General features: G+C 30.5%; 19 protein-coding genes and 1 pseudogene. 4 read left to right on the forward strand and 16 right to left on the reverse strand.

The window, feature by feature from the left end; all coding sequences use genetic code 11:
* The first annotated feature begins 58 nt into the window (after positions 1 to 58).
* The 3 genes from PYW31_RS10865 (at position 59) to sarA (ending at position 2,259) form a co-directional block, all read left to right on the forward strand.
* Positions 59 to 988: a DMT family transporter gene (locus PYW31_RS10865; protein WP_046837076.1), complete on the forward strand. Its 930-nt coding sequence runs from the start codon at positions 59 to 61 to the stop codon at positions 986 to 988.
* A gap of 348 nt (positions 989 to 1,336) precedes the next feature.
* Entirely contained in the window at positions 1,337 to 1,525 is a 189-nt protein-coding gene (locus PYW31_RS10870; RefSeq protein WP_046837074.1) for a hypothetical protein, read from the forward strand.
* A gap of 359 nt (positions 1,526 to 1,884) precedes the next feature.
* The gene (gene sarA / locus PYW31_RS10875) at positions 1,885 to 2,259 is read left to right on the forward strand and encodes a global transcriptional regulator SarA (RefSeq protein ID WP_046837073.1); all 375 of its coding nucleotides are present in this window, start codon (positions 1,885 to 1,887) and stop codon (positions 2,257 to 2,259) included.
* A 289-nt stretch (positions 2,260 to 2,548) separates the two neighbouring features.
* On the opposite strand, the gene PYW31_RS10880 is transcribed toward sarA, so the two are convergent.
* The 7 genes from PYW31_RS10880 to PYW31_RS10910 form a co-directional block, all read right to left on the reverse strand.
* Positions 2,549 to 3,349, reverse strand: coding sequence for an alpha/beta fold hydrolase (locus PYW31_RS10880; RefSeq protein ID WP_046837072.1), 801 nt, complete (start codon positions 3,347 to 3,349; stop codon positions 2,549 to 2,551).
* A 194-nt stretch (positions 3,350 to 3,543) separates the two neighbouring features.
* Positions 3,544 to 4,254, reverse strand: a complete 711-nt coding sequence (locus PYW31_RS10885) for a hypothetical protein (RefSeq protein ID WP_046837071.1) — start codon at positions 4,252 to 4,254, stop codon at positions 3,544 to 3,546.
* A 200-nt stretch (positions 4,255 to 4,454) separates the two neighbouring features.
* Positions 4,455 to 4,961: an SA0570 family protein gene (locus tag PYW31_RS10890; protein ID WP_046837070.1), complete on the reverse strand. Its 507-nt coding sequence runs from the start codon at positions 4,959 to 4,961 to the stop codon at positions 4,455 to 4,457.
* 184 nt (positions 4,962 to 5,145) lie between these two features.
* On the reverse strand, positions 5,146 to 5,946 hold the full coding sequence (locus PYW31_RS10895; protein WP_046837069.1) for an alpha/beta fold hydrolase: 801 nt from the start codon (positions 5,944 to 5,946) through the stop codon (positions 5,146 to 5,148).
* A 4-nt stretch (positions 5,947 to 5,950) separates the two neighbouring features.
* Entirely contained in the window at positions 5,951 to 6,649 is a 699-nt protein-coding gene (locus PYW31_RS10900) for an HAD family hydrolase (RefSeq protein ID WP_046837068.1), read from the reverse strand.
* A gap of 89 nt (positions 6,650 to 6,738) precedes the next feature.
* Positions 6,739 to 7,689, reverse strand: a complete 951-nt coding sequence (locus PYW31_RS10905) for a FecCD family ABC transporter permease (protein ID WP_046837067.1) — start codon at positions 7,687 to 7,689, stop codon at positions 6,739 to 6,741.
* A 303-nt stretch (positions 7,690 to 7,992) separates the two neighbouring features.
* Entirely contained in the window at positions 7,993 to 8,340 is a 348-nt protein-coding gene (locus PYW31_RS10910) for a hypothetical protein (protein ID WP_046837066.1), read from the reverse strand.
* A gap of 248 nt (positions 8,341 to 8,588) precedes the next feature.
* Here PYW31_RS10910 and PYW31_RS13750 point away from each other — a divergent pair.
* A pseudogene (locus PYW31_RS13750) lies at positions 8,589 to 8,681 on the forward strand (VOC family protein); the annotation flags it as partial.
* Between the two features lie 230 nt (positions 8,682 to 8,911).
* On the opposite strand, the gene PYW31_RS10915 reads toward PYW31_RS13750, so the two are convergent.
* From PYW31_RS10915 to PYW31_RS10955, 9 genes are all read right to left on the reverse strand, one after another.
* Entirely contained in the window at positions 8,912 to 9,802 is an 891-nt protein-coding gene (locus PYW31_RS10915) for an ABC transporter substrate-binding protein (RefSeq protein WP_046837065.1), read from the reverse strand.
* Positions 9,803 to 9,860: 58 nt separating this feature from the next.
* A complete protein-coding gene (locus PYW31_RS10920) occupies positions 9,861 to 10,499 on the reverse strand; it encodes an endonuclease III domain-containing protein (RefSeq protein WP_046837064.1) in 639 nt (212 codons plus the stop codon).
* Between the two features lie 170 nt (positions 10,500 to 10,669).
* Positions 10,670 to 12,337 (reverse strand): arginine--tRNA ligase, encoded by a 1,668-nt coding sequence (gene argS, locus PYW31_RS10925; RefSeq protein ID WP_046837063.1) that lies wholly within the window; start codon positions 12,335 to 12,337, stop codon positions 10,670 to 10,672.
* Positions 12,338 to 12,751, reverse strand: coding sequence for a YwiB family protein (locus tag PYW31_RS10930; RefSeq protein WP_046837062.1), 414 nt, complete (start codon positions 12,749 to 12,751; stop codon positions 12,338 to 12,340).
* Positions 12,752 to 12,952: 201 nt separating this feature from the next.
* A complete protein-coding gene (locus tag PYW31_RS10935; protein WP_046837061.1) occupies positions 12,953 to 13,465 on the reverse strand; it encodes a YwhD family protein in 513 nt (170 codons plus the stop codon).
* Positions 13,466 to 13,634: 169 nt separating this feature from the next.
* Entirely contained in the window at positions 13,635 to 14,933 is a 1,299-nt protein-coding gene (locus PYW31_RS10940) for an HD domain-containing protein (RefSeq protein WP_046837060.1), read from the reverse strand.
* A 35-nt stretch (positions 14,934 to 14,968) separates the two neighbouring features.
* A complete protein-coding gene (locus PYW31_RS10945; RefSeq protein ID WP_046837059.1) occupies positions 14,969 to 15,448 on the reverse strand; it encodes a GNAT family N-acetyltransferase in 480 nt (159 codons plus the stop codon).
* 134 nt (positions 15,449 to 15,582) lie between these two features.
* Positions 15,583 to 16,125, reverse strand: coding sequence for a flavodoxin family protein (locus PYW31_RS10950; protein ID WP_046837058.1), 543 nt, complete (start codon positions 16,123 to 16,125; stop codon positions 15,583 to 15,585).
* 232 nt (positions 16,126 to 16,357) lie between these two features.
* On the reverse strand, positions 16,358 to 17,293 hold the full coding sequence (locus tag PYW31_RS10955) for an aldo/keto reductase (RefSeq protein WP_046837057.1): 936 nt from the start codon (positions 17,291 to 17,293) through the stop codon (positions 16,358 to 16,360).
* Positions 17,294 to 17,506: the final 213 nt, after the last annotated feature.

Consider the following 17,506-nt stretch of genomic DNA (forward strand, 5'->3'; position numbering starts at 1 on the left):
ATTATTTTACACTTTACTATATAATGATATAGACAAACTTTTCAGAAAGAGTGATTCAATGTTTCTCTTATATATAGTAGGTATTATTGCAGGTATGGTCGTACCTTTTCAGACTTCTATTAATTCTAGATTAAGTCTTTATACACGATCTTCTTTCTATGCATCCACAATATCATTTGCAACAGGGACAATTTTTTTAATTTTACTTAATATTATTATTAATCCTCATGTTTTTACACCGGACTTTTATGATAATCAATCTTTTAGTTATATATGGTTTTTAGGTGGTTTACTAGGAGTTATTTTCCTCACTGGCAACTTAGTGCTATTACCTCGTTTAGGCGCTTCTTTAACCGTGGTTATGACAGTAGCAGGGCAAATCATCATGGGCGTAACGATAGATACATTGGGTTGGTTTGGTGCAGAACAAGAAACTTTCACCTTATTTAAAGTGTTCGGTATTATCTTTTTAATCATAGGAATTGTCTTAATGAACTATGTTCGCAGTAATAAAAGAGCTACACAGACACATTCAAAAGTCTATATTTGGATTATAGTTGGTTTTATTTTTGGCTTTTGTCCACCGATTCAAACGGCTACAAATAGTGCGTTAGGGCAACAAATACACTCTTCAGTAATGGCAGCGCTTATATCATTTACAGTGGGTACAATAGCATTATTTATCTTGACACTCATTTTTAACCGTAGCCTTAAACTGAGTTCGTATGATACCAAACAAGGTAAAATTAAGCCGCTTTATTTTATTGGCGGAATCTTAGGTGTTATTTTTGTCACTACGAATATTATTTTGATGCCTCACCTGGGCGCAGCGCTTACTACAATTATAGTTATGCTGGGTCAAATGTTGATGGGCATTATTATTGATCACTTTGGTTTACTTGGCACTCATGTCAATAAAGTTACCATTCGAAAAGTTAGTGGCATTATAGCAATTATGATAGGTATTATTTTATTAAGATTATTTTAAAATAGTAGCACCGAGTCATTTACTTTCAACATATAGTAAATGACTCGTTTTTTTAATCCTCACAAAGATTATTTGGATGTATAATATAACCATCATTACTACTAGAGGTGACATCAATGAAAAAAGTGATTATGATATGTGCAATCATAGCAATAATTACAACTATGCTTATTTTCTACTGTATCTATTTTAAGACGCAACTTTCCTCCACAAATACTTCTATTGAAACGATTAAAATAACGTATAACAAACCTTTCATTTTTGTTGGCAAAAAAGTTCCCTCGAAAATAGCTTCCATTACATATGATAAAAGCAAAGGCTATATTAATGACTGGTTTGTAAAATCAAATGATTGAATTACCAAAATCCACAATATATCAAGGGCAATTTGTTTTTATACAAAAAAATAATAAATTTATTAAAAGGGTTATTAAAACTCAAAATATGGGTAATAAAGAACATGTAACAATCGTCGACGGATTAAAACCGGGAGAAGTAGTTGTTAAAAATGCTGATATTATGCGCTCTAAAAATTAGATGTGCACATCATAATTAGTAAGCGCTTTAATTTTTTTAGTGTTCTTGTTTAATTTTTATCTAATGACAAAAAATTGAAATTTGATAGAATAAAATTATTTTCTTGGATTGGTCTGTAAATAATTGTATTAAATACAGAAATCATTATTGTAACGCTTAAACACTTTTTTGTTTACTTTCTATTTTTATTTAGTTATAATAAACTAAATAAAAGAGGCTTTAATAAATTTTATTCAAATATAATTGAGTCATAAATTATGAAGAATCTTTGTATTCAACTTTGAATTAAGACAAATAATTATACAAAAATATTTTTAATATGTATACTAAATTGGGAATTAGAATAGGGAGGAATTAGGATGGCTATCACAAAGATCAATGATTGTTTTGAATTATTAGCTATGGTCACATATGCTGACAAATTAAAAGGTATTATTAAAAAGGAATTTTCTGTAAGTTTCGAGGAATTCGCAGTATTAACATATATTAGCCAACACGAAAATGAAGAATATTATTTAAAAGATATCATTAACCATTTAAACTATAAACAACCCCAAGTGGTTAAAGCTGTTAAAAACTTGTCACAAGAAGATTACTTTGATAAGAAACGTAACGAACACGATGAAAGAACTGTTTTAATTTTAGTGAATACTAAACAACGTAAAAAAATCAATGAGTTATTATCTCGTGTTAATCAACGCATTAAAGATGCTAATGACGATAAAGAAGTTTAAAAAATCTTAAAGTTACTACCCAACGCATACAAACTACCCACCACTTATAATAGTTGGTGGGTTTTTATTGTGTCTTAATTCCAATATAATAAGTAATAACATTTCTCTTCAATATTTTATAAAGCTTAATTTAATTCAAACGCTAATTTTCACCATATTTTATAATACTTAAAAAATAACATTTATGCAAACAGGAGCAATCACTAAATTATAGTAATTGCTCCTCTTCATAATCAAACTATTATTTTTTCCTTGAATTCCAAAGTTATATTTATTTTATTATTAGTTTTTAACTTTGATATTCCAAAGCATTTACAAATTTAAGATAAATCTCCATAAAATGCTCAGCTTCTTCTACATGTGGTGCATGACCTGAGTGATTAAATTCAAATATTTTTAATGAAGTAAACGCATCATGATATTGTTGAAAACTTTCTTTAGAACATAATGGATCATAGCGACCATAGATAACTAAAGTAGGAACGTTCACATGCTTAATTAAATTATTTTTATCATACTCTGGAAAATTCATCAGAGCTCTCGTTGCAATAGCACTATCTTCAGATGACTGACGACTATATATCAATTGGTTTTGAAACCACTTTTTAGCAACATCTTGTTTTTTGTACAAATAAGGAAATAAAATAATGAGCGCTTCAGATTTATCAAAGCCTTCAATTTCATCTTGATGTTCAATCATCAACTTATTCAATCCATGCACACTATTATTTAAGTTAGAAGCAATGAGTGTGAGCGATCTTACGCCTGTTTCATATTGATCAGTAAAGTGCTTTGCAATCACCCCTCCCATATCGTATCCAATTAAATGTGCCGGTTCAATGCTCAATTTATGCATCAATATATTCAAATCTGAGACATGATCTTGCAAATGAAAAGAATTAGGTTTTGATGATTTACCATGGCCTCTTACGTCATAAATAATAACTTCAAAGTACGTTTTCAATTTATTTTTTAAATCATATAAAGAGGCCATATTTCCGTCAAGCCCGTGAATTAATATAATAGGAATACCTTGACCCTCGCGGATGTATGCAATCTCGGTGCCGAAACTCGTTTCAATTTTTTTCATCATGGGTCACCTCCCTTTACAAAACTAATATACCCTCATTTTGTGTTTATTACGCTACAATTCATTATTCTTCTATATTTAATTTTTTATAAATTCTTTTATGTTATCCTACATAAAAAGCATCCATCAACAAGATAAACGAAATAATCGTTATCTTGTTGATGGATGCTTTTTCATTATATTTCACGCTTATTTTAATTTCTTGATGATATACGTATCGTATAATAAATAATCACAATAAGTAATAATACCCATATAACTATGGATCCGATTTGGGCAATGTTTGAATTCTTAATCATAGCGTCTATTGTTTTTTGACATAATAATAATCCAATGCCAGTAAATTCTAATCTTCTAAAATAAACACCTGAAATACTAAATATAATTCCTACAAAAAATACAAATTGATGGGCATATATGGTTACTGCTACGATACCTAAATTCAAATCAAATGCATGAACAATAACGAGCACAAATGCAGCACCTGCCACAATCAAACCAATAATCCTCTCAAATTTGTTACTATACAAATAGTTTTTCCAATCTATTCGCAAGTAAATAAATATTGAAATTGGTAAAATCACCAAACAATAGAATATTGATAAACCTGAAGCAGCTTGAAATGATACATAATGCTTATCATATAAATAGGACAATAATATAAAATTCACAATAAAAAATACAATAGGATTCAGCTGTAATGTATATAAATTGCGTTGTATGGTCAAAATAATTTCTGCTGGTGATTTACTTCTATACTCAATATAATCCTTGTCTTGAGCTTCCGATTTATGAAAATCTTTTTTCAATTTTTCCTTAATATCGTCTATTAAATTCGGTGAAAGACCTTTATGAGTGAAGTAATCATTAATATTTTCTACTAATACTTTGTCATTAACTCTCATGGTAGGCTCCTTAAAAATATTATTAAAAATTTATCCAGTAAATAATAATATTTAACTTTTTATTGATAAATGTTGTATTTGTTTACTGCAATTTAATTTATAATCTCATACTTTTTCATAATTTGAAAATAAAATAACCGACAAGTATTAAATTCACACTTGCCGGTTATGTTATTCATTTTATGTGTTGCTAGTGATGTTTATTTACTAATATCTATGCGATATAGTTTAATATCTTTATCACTTGGTGATGCTGAACTAAATTGATATGACACATCGTCATCTTGGATATAACCAAAATTACCTGTCACATTATTATAATGTTCACGTGTAATAGCATTATGGCTTACATGCTCAGTTACTTCTTTGTAAGATGGACCATCTGTATCATTATAGCTCATAGAAACACGTGTAATCTTACCTTCATTCTTCTTACCGTTTGTAGTTACGACTAGCACGCCATCATCTTGTTTAAACTCATAGTAATGCTCTTTACCATCAGGTCTATGTGAATAAATAGGTTTACTATTATTTTTCAATACACTTTGAATGGATGATCCTAATTTAGCACCTTCTAAAGTTGTGTCACCTTGTTGTAGTTGATCAACACTTTGGATAGAGTTACCTGAAGCTGCTGAAGCACTTCCTGCATTAACTCCAGAAAATGCCAAACCTGTGACTAAAACTGCTGCGACTAATTTTTTCATAGCACTCTCTCCTTCTATTAATTATGCGTTATTTTTCCTTATTCATATTGTACTATAAATATTACTTAATTAACAGTGAGGTTACAGAAATATTACAAAACTTTCGTCACTGTAATAAGAAAGCAACTTAAAGTGGTATATTTACCATTATTGTTTTAACTGCTATTCATATTACCTTATTCAATTAATTTGTTACCGTTGTTTCGTGTTCATTAATAAAATTTTTACTAAGTTCAATAAATCTAGATTTTTCTTCTACAAACGGATAAAGACCTGATTCTTTAAAAACTTCAAACTTAACATCACCAATATAATCACCAAATTCTTTAGCTTCAACAACACTAGTACGTTCTCCATGTTGGCCAACAATAATTAATGTAGGTGAATTCACTTTCCCTAGATAATAAGAAATATTATTATTATTAAATGATTGTTTTACAGCCGACAATTCATTTTTAGTCGCGATGCCATTTGTGTTGTCTAACTGTTTCAAAAATTTCTTAACCTTTCGTTTTGAATAATATAAATGTTTATCAAGAAATTTTTGTTGCTTTTCTTCATCCCAATTCCTTATTTTGTTGGCATATTTACGATATAATCTTTCAGCTGGATTCATGTCGTTTAACATTGTTGGATTAACTAATGTTAAGGATGTAGCAAGTGTTGGAAATTCAGCTGCAATTGAAACAGCTATAGAAGCGCCCATCTCATGACCTATAAATGCACATTGTTCAATATACAAATAATCTAATAAAGCTTTTACATCTTCTGCATATGTTTTAAAATGTAGGTTATTCGGCTTATCAGAATAACCGTGCCCTCTTAAATCAATTAATACAACCTGATGATTCGTATTCAATTTCTTTTCAATCTCATTAAAAACAGTTAAATTATCAAACGCAGTGTGAATCATAACAATAGCATTGCCTTCACCACTCGTTCTATAGTTTAATGTTATGCCATCATTTGTGGTAAATAATTCCATACTGTCAGCTTCCTTTCTTCGCAATTGGTAATATCGATAATAGTTCTTCCATCGTTGTAATAGTAAAATCCACCTCTTCTGGTAAAGGTTCTACCTCTACATCATCATCTTCTTTAAACCATACACTAATCATGCCCATTGCTCTTGCTGGGGCTACATCATTGAGCGCGTCATCGCCAACATACATCGTTTCTTCGGGCTTGGTACCCAATTGAGATAACATATCCTCAAAAACCTTTGGATGCGGTTTACGAAACCCGACTGTTTCAGAAGTAGTAAGATAGTTAATAGCATCTTCAACCCCTAAAGCATGTAAGCGATATTGCTTGATTTTTGATTTACCATTAGCAATAACCCCAGTCAAATATCCATATTTCGATAACTTTTCAAGTGTATATAAAGTATCATAATAAGGAAATACATAACGATAAAAATGCATTTCAAAATCATTGAATAAGTCCTTCCATGTTAATCGATCAACATGGAAATCTTTTATGATTGCTTTATATAATTCTGGTTTATCATGATCCTCATCATCATCTAATTCTATAAATTTTTTCCTGAAATCTGCAAGTTGAATACGCACTAAATAATCATGAAACCTTTCATATTGTTCTTCTATAAATTTATCTCTAGATTTTTTGCGGTCTAATAATGTACCTTCTAAATCGAATACAACTGCTTTTACTTGAGTTAAGTCCATATTCATAACCTCTTTATTTCAAACATTTATTTTCTTTTTTTATAAGTACTACAATTTATATTCCATGATGGCTTTTTAAATAAGTTTTGTTATTCATACATACGGGGTTGTGAAATCATTATATAAAACAAAACAGGAATACCTAATAAAGCCAGTATAATACTTGCTGGCACTTGGAATGGATCCAAGATAATACTTCCTAACCAATCTGAAAGCACCATAATTGTACCACCAATTATCATATTAAGTATCATTTGTTGTCCCAAATCATAATTTTGGCTGTGCCTTTTTACAAGTTGTGGTATGACCATACCTACGAAGCCAATAACACCTACATATGCGACGATAACAGCAGTTAAGATAGATGAAATAAGCAAGACTCCATAAGTTACACTTTGGACATTTAATCCTAAAGATTGAGCACGTAAATTTCCAAGTTGTAATAATTTTATTTTTGAAACCATACATAATAAAATCAATCCACCTGTAACTAACACAACGCCGATATAAATAACTTCATTATATTCTGCAGAAGAGAAACCACCGAACATATAACTCACAATATTATTCAATTTATTTTGATTAAATATTATTAATACATATAATAATGCATTGAATAATGCGCCTATCATTATCCCTGATAATATTAATGTACGTACTGGGTATCCTCTCGACATTGCTGTAGTTAAAGCAATAACTAAAATAAGCGTAGTAATACTGAATATAACAGAAAACAGCGGTAACCAAAAAAATGATAAACCAAGCACTACTGCTAAACCTGAACCAAATGTAGAACCACTTGCTAATCCTAAAGTAAAACTATCAGCCAATGGATTATTTAACAATGTCTGAAACATATGTCCAGCAAGCGTTAAACCTACACCAGCTAATAACGCTTCTAATGCTCTTGGAATTCTGACCTGAAAGAGAATGGTTTTTGATAATAAACCATTTAAGTCACCAATCCCCCATAATAAACTTAATAATATACTTATAATAAGTACACTTGTCCAAATGATTAATGTCTTATAGTACCTCATTTTTTTGCCACGCTTTCAGTAGTATCTTTCAATTATTACAATACCATCTGATTTAAATTAAAACTACAGTATTTTATCTTATATACAACAATATATACTAAGATGGTATGTGCTTTTTAAACGCTTATGGAAACTAGCTCCCTTTTAATATCTATCATTTAAAAAGTAGAAAAGTATACTAACCTAATGTTATCAAAAAGACAAAATTAAATCCCTTAAATTACGCAGTTAACTTTATTCTATATTGCTATAACTAAATTATAAAATAAATAACAAACAATAAACTTATGCTCTAATCATTTGTTATTCTGTGTTTACATATGTAAGTAGCTTAGCGATTAATATGCTAATAAAGTAAATTATAACTGTATAAACAACAATTAAGTTAACAGGTGTTTCTGGCTTGAAATAACTTACTGCCTGTTCATTAGAATTCAATAGATATATAGAAAATATGATGGAGCTTATCATCGAAACAATGTTTAACATTAAAACGATTACTAATTTATACTGTCCGATTGATAGATTATTCAATGTGATAAGCATTACCCCAAATACAATATAACCAATTATTGTAAACGATAGGTAATCTGTAAAAATACCTAAAAATGTAAAAGGCAATATATATGCAACTGGTATGAAATTCTTCATGATGAATCTCCTTTTAATAAAGTAACTAGTTTAATATCTCATGATATATTTTTAATTTTGAGTTATCTTTATAATAATATCAATAAAACAAAAACTTTTCTCATTATTTTTATATAATAAATATACTAAATATTTACAGTAAATAATTAATATTATTAAAATTACTGATTATAAAAGTTACTTCAAAAATTAATATTCAACATCAAGAGGAAGTAGAACAAGTAATTGAATAAGCAAGAAACGCTGGTGCTACTATCATAATTGAACTTCACAAATCTTTTTTGGGTGGTTATTCAAGATATTTTCAAGATCCAGACGGTCATCTGTGGGAAGTAGTATGAAACCCTAATTTAGTAATCAAAGAATAAATCTATATTATAGACTCTGAATACAAACCACACTACTTTGAAATAGAACAGCCAACCCAAATAAAATGGGTTGGCTGTTAACTTTATATGACTTTATTTCATTTTTAAAAGCGCTACGTTGAAGTATTAAGGTATTTTACGAAATATTTTTCATTTACACTTTAAATACCAAATTAAACTAAAAAACGAAGTTACTATTCCAGTTAGTTATTTTTATAAATAGCTTCCTTCAAGGCTTTTAAACCATCGTCTATACGTGGCCCTGGTCTAGAAATTTCGTCACCATTTACCGATTCTATGTTAGATTGCTTCACAGCGTTTATATCTTTAAATCCACCACGTTGCGATAACTCTTTTTTATAATCTTCTTTAGATATTCCCATAGTAGATATCATCATATCTGGATTTTTCTTAATAATAGCTTCCTTACTCACTTTTTGCCATCCTTCTAAATTAGAAAAGCTGTTTTGGGTTTTCAATTGCTTTAACATATCATCAAAAAAAGTATGTTTGCCAGCAGTATATATTTCTGGCTGTGATGAAATTTCCATAAATACTTTCTGGGATTTACTATTTTTAGGAATTGATGCTTTTACTTTTTCTATATTATTTTTTGTTTCTTTTACAAGTGCTTTCGCAGCTTTTTCTTTACCTGTTATTGTACCAATTTGATTGAATGTGTCATACATTTCATTAATAGATTGCGCATCTTTTACGTAAACTACTTTTACACCGCTTTTTTTCAATGATTTTAATACTTCACCACTTGTCGCTTTTTGTGACTCGTGTGCTAATATTAAATCTGGCTTTGCCTTCAACAAAGTTTCTTTGTTTAATTTCATAGCGTCAAATTGTTTTTTGTCTTTTACCTCTTTGGGATAGTCATCCACAGTTGATACTCCGACCACTTTGTTTCCTAAACCTAATTCATACAGTATTTCTGTATTACTAGGCATCAATGATATGATTCTATGATAAGAAGGGGTATCCGACTTTCCAGCTTTATGATTAGCTTGATCTTGTCCTGTCCCACAAGCCGCTAACAATAACACTAAAATGATAGAAAGATATAATATTTTGTATATTTTTTTCATTTCATTGTCTCCTCATTGTCTTTTACATCTATCATATCAAATTCTCAGTGCTTATCTACTATGTTATTTCAAAATAACAATCTAAAAATGTATATTTCTTTTTATCTTTACCATTAAAATAATTTTTCCCAAAGTTATCTAATAGTGCATGAAATTCATTCGCATCTTCATTTGTAAAATTTTCTGGTAACATAATATGTTTTTTTAATTTTTCGTAGTTCTCAGTATGCTTATAACCGAGCTTCCTATAAATTCTACGTGTATAGCTATCAGGAATAAAGGTTACACCACCAAATATATATACTATAAGTACATCTGCTGTTTCACTCCCAATACCTTTAATTGTTAATAAAGTTGACCTTAAATCACTTTTATATTTTTCAGCTATTGCTTGATAGTCAAAATTAAATTGCTGCAACCAACGTAATAACGAGAATATTGTTTGAGCTTTGTTTTTATAAAAGCCACTAGATTTTATCAATGTTTGAAGTTCTTCTATCTCTAATTTCAAAATGTTTTGCACTTGTAATTGCGTCTTCTTTTTTAATGTTTGAATGGCGTAATCTGCGTTTCTCCAGTTTGTATTTTGGACCAATATCGCCCCCAAAATAATTTCTATTTTAGATTCTGCTGGCCACCAACCTTGTGGTCCCATGTGCTCATATAACTTGCGATATAAGGTGTAGGTATCTAGCATAATTTAACTCAACTCCTATTCACTTAAAATAAACACCGTTCTCATCATTATAGTATGAAATAAAAAAAAGAGCTGCAATGATTTGTTAACATGGTTTGGAGGTGCGTCCAACAGTGTTAACAAATCTATCGCGAGCTCTATTAAGCATGCAATTTAAACTGCTTTATTATTTACATAGCTTCTGGTGCATTAACACCTACTAAATGTAATGCGTTGCGTAAAGTAATTTTAACTGCGTCAATTAAAGCAATTAACGCTTTTGTCTTCTCAACATCATCTGTTAATACTTTTTCAGCATTATAGAATCTGTGGAAATGTGCTGCCAAATCTTGAATATAATTTGTAATTCTGTGTGGCGCTCTATGCTCTGCTGCGCTTTCGATTGTCTTTTCAAATTCCGCAACTTTCTTTAATAAATCAATGGCTTTATCATTGGTAATAAGCGCATAATCTGCATCAGTTGAAGGTGTAATTCCTCTTTCTTTTGCTTGATTTAAAATAGAACAAATACGCGCATGCCCATATTGTGCATAGTACACTGGGTTGTCTTGAGATTCTTGCTTAGCAAGTTCCATATCAAAATCAAAGTGCGTATCTGGACTACGCATAGTTAAGAAATAACGTGCTGCATCTACGCCAACTTCGTCCATGATTTCACGTAAAGTAATCGCATTCCCTGTACGTTTACTCATCTTAACTTCTTCGCCATCTTTCATTAAACGTACCATTTGCATGATTTGTATTTCAAGACGATCGCTATCAACACCAAATGTTTCCATTGAAGCTTTCAAACGATTTATATAACCATGATGATCTGCACCAAATAAGTTAATCAAAATATCATTACCACGTTGAATCTTGTCAAAATGATAAGCAATGTCTGGTAAGAAGTAAGTGTAATTACCATCTTTTTTAATTAACACTCTATCTTTGTCATCATTAAAATCTGTAGTACGTAACCATGTCGCACCATCTTGTTCATATGTGTAACCAAGTTCTGCCATTTTATCTAAAACTACTTGAATTTCACCTTTTTCGTATAGTGAAGTTTCGCTAAACCAATTATCATAATGTGTATTAAAATCAGATAAATCTGTTCTTAATTTACCCATTTCATAATCAACACCAAGTTGTCTAAATGTTTTTATGCGTTCGTCTTCGGAAAGGTCTTTTAATTCAGGTTGTTTAGTAGCTAAATCTTTACCAATATTAATAATATCTTTACCGTGATAACCATCTTCTGGCATTTTATATGCCGTATCACCTAGTGCTTCAAAATAACGCGCCTCAATAGAACGTGCTAATTTAGTAATTTGATTACCTGCATCATTAATATAATACTCTCTTGTTACATGATAACCTGCCGCTTCTAAAATGTTCGCTAACGTATCACCTACAGCTGCATTACGCGCATGACCAATATGTAAATCACCTGTTGGATTTGCTGACACATATTCCAATAAGACATTTTGACCATTAGCTTCTTCTACATGTCCAAATTTTTCATCTTTTTCAATTGCTTCAGATATAATAGCTGTTAAATACGTATTATCTAAATAGAAATTAATAAATCCTGGACCAGCAATATCTATTTTTTCTACTTTTGCTTTAGAAGTATCCAAATTATCTACAATTGCTTGAGCAATTTCACGAGGATTACGTTTCGCTATTTTGGTTAAGACCATTGCAATGTTTGTTGAATAGTCTCCATTTTTATTATCTTTTGGAATTTCAATTTTTATTTCTGGAACTTCACTTACATCCACAAGTTGTGCTTGCTGAATACTTTTATAAATTTCTTCGATTAACGTCTGTTTCACCTGGTCAATTATATTCATTTACGGTGTCTCCTTATAAGTTATTTCATATTGATAAGAACCCATCTTCTCTTCATCTTGAATTAAATCATAATGTACTTTTAATTTTCCCCCATCATCTGTTACAAAGTGCAAAATGGAATGTGTACGTACGGTTAATGGTATGCGACCACCACTAATTTCATATAAAGTAATGGTATCCTCACCTTCTACAAAATGAAGGTTCATTTTTATTTCTCCATTACGAATAATTTTCACACCAGTCGCTTCGATTTTAACTGTAACATTTACAGTCGCCTCTTCGATTTGTTCCTGATAACGTATAAACTCTGCTTTACGTTTTTGCCAAGAGCCTTGTGTATTTAATGAAAATTTTTCTTTATGATCTTTTTGTTTTACCACTTGTTTTGTATGGATTTCAACATTGTTTTCCAATGTACGTTTCACCCTAATCTTTAAAATAATACACATCATTATAGCATACTTGAAATGTGCATTACAGTTGCTAAAATAATTTTAACACCATGGCTTTAATGTTTACAGCTTTCTTTTCATTCTAGTCTGTACACATGGCTACTATAAAATAAAAAGAAACCAAAATACTTAATATTTAGCACTTGGTTTCTTCAGTGGTACTTATTTACTTTCCAATACTTTGTGCAATGCTTCGTCAGAATTGTTCCACATATTTATATCATGTGTTTTCAAGAAATCTCTTAAAACTGCCTTGTTTTCTTCACCTATATGGTCAATTTCTATTTGATGTTTCATCGATTTATCCATCATATTTACATGTTCAGGCATACTTTTATACCCTCTACGAATACTTTTATTTACCAATAAATAGCACCCTGTTACCCCCGCATAGTATGGACCATTTTCTCCTCTTTCAGTAGTAACCCAACAAAGCCAGTATGCTTTTGCACCTTCACCTTCTACTACGTCTTTTTCTTTGATCCATTTTACGCCTTTTTCAACGCTAGCACGCGCATGCATTCCACCAATATCTATAAAAGCTTCCTTATTCTCAACATCAATAAATACGGGAGCGACATTATCTAAACTAATTGAACCAATATTCGTACCTTTATGTCCATCTAGCGGATCATTTTTTACTATATTAAACTTAAATCCTTTATTTTCAGCCACTAGAAAGCACCTCCTGTAATTTCAAACTCTTTAGTTTACGTTAACTATACTCATAAATACACTTTAAAACTCTGATTTATTCATCATACAGTTAATTGTATTTTACAATTTTTATACCATAAAACTCAAATCACTAAATTATCAACAAGACTGTGGTTCGCAATTATTATTAATTTAATTCATTTAATATACTAATAATCGCATTACGCACATGATCATCTTCTATTTCAGTAATAAGTTCTTTCGGATAATACAGTTTATAATCTTCTCTGTTTATTCCTGTAATACTGGAAATCACAAGTGATTGACTACTAATTTCTCTAATCTTACCATTGCGTCTCAACAAATGGATTGGCTGTCTGTTTGAACCTGGACGATCATAATCATAAGGTAAATCAGTAAATGATTCACTCACAAAGTAATAATTAGGATCTATACCTGCTTGTATGAATAAGTCATTCAATTCAGTGATTGTTATGATAGAACCATCAAATGGCATGTGTTTAAATAAATCACGGTTGATAAAACGACGCGCTAAATCGCTTAATATTTCATCTTCTTCATTAACCCATGCTTTTAAGTAATATAATACAACGACTTCATCCAAATCAACGTATTGTTCAATTGTCATGGTTCCTTCAAAGAATGGGATAAAATCGTTAGGCTGCATTTTAAATATATAACCTTCATCGTATAGTTGCTTAGCGCGTTTCAAACAACTATTAAGTAATACCTCTCCGCCCCTACTTACAGGATGAAAATAGATTTGCCAATACATTTGATAGCGACTCATAATAAAGTTCTCTACCGCATGCATACCACTTTCTTTAATTAACACTTCATCTTTAGAAGGACGCATTAATCTTAAAATACGTTCCATATCAAATTGACCGTAAGAAACGCCTGTAAAATAAGCATCTCGTTGCAAATAATCCATTCTGTCTGCATCAATTTGTGACGATATCATGGAAATCACTAACTTATTATCGTGTGTTTTATTAATAACTTCTGCCACTTGTTCCGGAAAATCATCAGAAACACGGCGCAGCACCTCATTTACTTCTGTCTCTCCAGTAATGATAGCTTGTGTAAATGCCTCATGATCAGTATTAAATATCTTTTCAAAACTATGTGAAAAAGGTCCATGTCCTAAATCATGTAAGAGCGCGGCGCATAGCGCTAATGGTCTATCTTCATTATTCCAAGCTTCTCTTCCATCAAAAGAGTCATCAATCAATCTACGCACAATTTCATATACTCCTAGAGAATGCCCAAATCGACTATGCTCTGCTGTATGAAATGATAAATATAAAGTACCCAATTGTTTAATGCGTCTTAATCGTTGAAATTCCTTTGTCTTGATTAAATCCCAAATGACTTGGTCTTTAACATGAATATATCTATGAATCGGATCTTTAAATACTTTTTCTTCAGGTAACTTCTGTGTAGCATAACTTGTAAATGTCAATTTAGTCCTCCTAGTTCACCACTATACTTGGCATATCATTTTAACGATTTACGCATCAATGCTAAGTCCATAGCTTCACCATACATTACATGAGTATATGAACGCACTTTTTCAAAACCTTTTTGTTCATAGAATGATACAGCATCGTCATTTTTATTATCGACTTCTAAATAAATATCGTCATATTCATTTTTAAAATAACTCAACCCTTCACTTAATAGGTTTGAGCCGTAACCATTATGTTTCCATGAAGGTCTAACGTAATGTGCAGACAAATATAACTCAGTTCCATTTATAAAGTTTGCGAATCCTATGATTTCATCATCTTCTTCAACAACTAAAAACAATTGATCTTCTAATCGTTTCAACAGATGTTGCTCATTATATGAAGCAGCTAACAATTCATTGACTGTCTTAGCTGCATAGATGTTTAGATATGTGTTATACCAAGCTTTCGTTGCTACATCTCTGATGCCAACAACATCTTCTGGCGTTGCTTTTCTAACTTTATGCATGATGCTCTCCCCTTATTTACGATAGGTAATAATAGCTATATTATATCATAATTCTAGTGTTCAAAATACTTTATCTGATTAGATAAAAAAAGTTTGAACAATAAAAATCATCGCTCAAACTTCCAACCATATATTTATTTATTACTTAATGTTTGTTGCCATTCTTCCGCTCTTTTCAGTGCATAAATGTCTTTTTCAATGTCACCTGGTTTTTCAGCAGTTCCAATAATATAACCAGCTAAACTTGCCCCTAAAAACTCCAAACTATATTTAACCTGTGTAATACATGGTTTCGCTTTTACTTTAGGGCAATCGCCACCAACAATAATCAATCTAAAATCTTTTTTAGACATTTGTGCTTTGAAATCTTTATATTTAGGATCCATTAATGTTTCAGACCAATGATCAATGAACGCCTTCATAGAGGCAGATAAACTATACCAATAAATTGGAGAAGCGATAATGACAGTATCACTTGCTAACACTTTATCAATAATCATTTTATAATCATCTTGATAAGATTCTATAAGCGTATTATCATGCCTTACATCTCTAACCGGATTCAATTGATATTCTGTTAAATCTATCCATTCGTAGTCGTATCCTTCTATGGCCATCTTAGTTAAATGAGCAGTATTTCCATCTGGTCGACTGCCCCCGAATAAAACTGTGATCATATTAATCTCCTTCTACTACCTTTTTAATGATATACTCATTCAAAATTTAAAAAATTACATTTTTATCAATCTACTAAACTTAATTAATAATCCTACACTAAACGGTAAGATTATTAAATAGTAGATTAAAAATACATTTATAATTTTATTTATTTGTTTCGAATACAGATATACATTTGTATATAATATATAAAAAGTAGACAAACGCACTTGGTTCATCTACTTCTTGCGCCTATTTTACTGGAAATATTTGTTCGATTTTCTCTATTTCGTCATCTGTTAACTTAACATCAAGTGTTGTTAAATTATCAACAACTTGATCAGAACGTTTAGCTCCAGGAATTACTACATCTAAAGATGGTCTAGTTAAATAAAATGCCAATACAATATGTGCCACATCTACTTTATGATTATCTGCAATATCTCTCAATTGTTCTACTTTTTCTAGATTTTCTTTAAATTTTTCACCTTGGAACTCAGGATTTTCAGCTCGTAAATCATTAAATGTACTATGCTCTGTATATTTACCAGCTAAAATTCCTGATACTAATGGGAAATATGGAATAAATGTAATTTGGTTTTCTACAGCATATTTGAAAATATGTTCATTTTCACGATTCAACAAGTTATATTCCATTTGTACCACATCTACATAACCATCTTTATTTGCTTCTTTTAATTGGTCTAAATTAAAATTCGATACACCAATCGCTTTAATCTTGCCTTCATCTTTAAGTTCCTTAAGTGCTGCTACCGCTTCATTTTTAGGCGTAGATTCATCAGGAAAATGTATATAATACAAATCAATATAATCTAGCTGAAGACGTTTTAGACTTTGCTCAACTTGTTCTTTTAAAAACTCAGGATTATTGGATAAATGTACATTACCATCTTCATCAAAATAGTGTGCACCCTTTGTAGCAATAGCATACTCATCTCTCGAAAATTCTTTCACTGTTTCTCCTACTAATTCTTCAGAACGCTCTGGACCGTATATAAAAGCAGTATCCAATAATGTAATACCATTCCTAACCGCCGTACGAACAGTTTCTTTACCTTGTTCTTCATCTAAATCATTATATAAATTATGTCCACCTACTGCATTTGTACCTAGCGCAATTGGTGATACATATACATCTGATTTTCCTAGTTGTACTTTTTTAGTCATTGTCTCAGCTCCCTGTAAAAATTGTTGGTTTAAAATTATCTCGATTAAACATATAGCGCTTGAATCACTCTTTTTTGCAAACTTCACTTTTATGTTTACCCCATTCAAACCATTTTAATAGTCCTTTATCATAATATTTTTATATAAAAACATTATAATTTATCCCTAAACAAATAATCTATATAAAATTTAGCATTATTTTACTAATATGAT

Origin of the sequence: Staphylococcus succinus (assembly GCF_029024945.1) — a bacterium.
Classification (GTDB): Bacteria; Bacillota; Bacilli; order Staphylococcales; family Staphylococcaceae; genus Staphylococcus; species Staphylococcus succinus.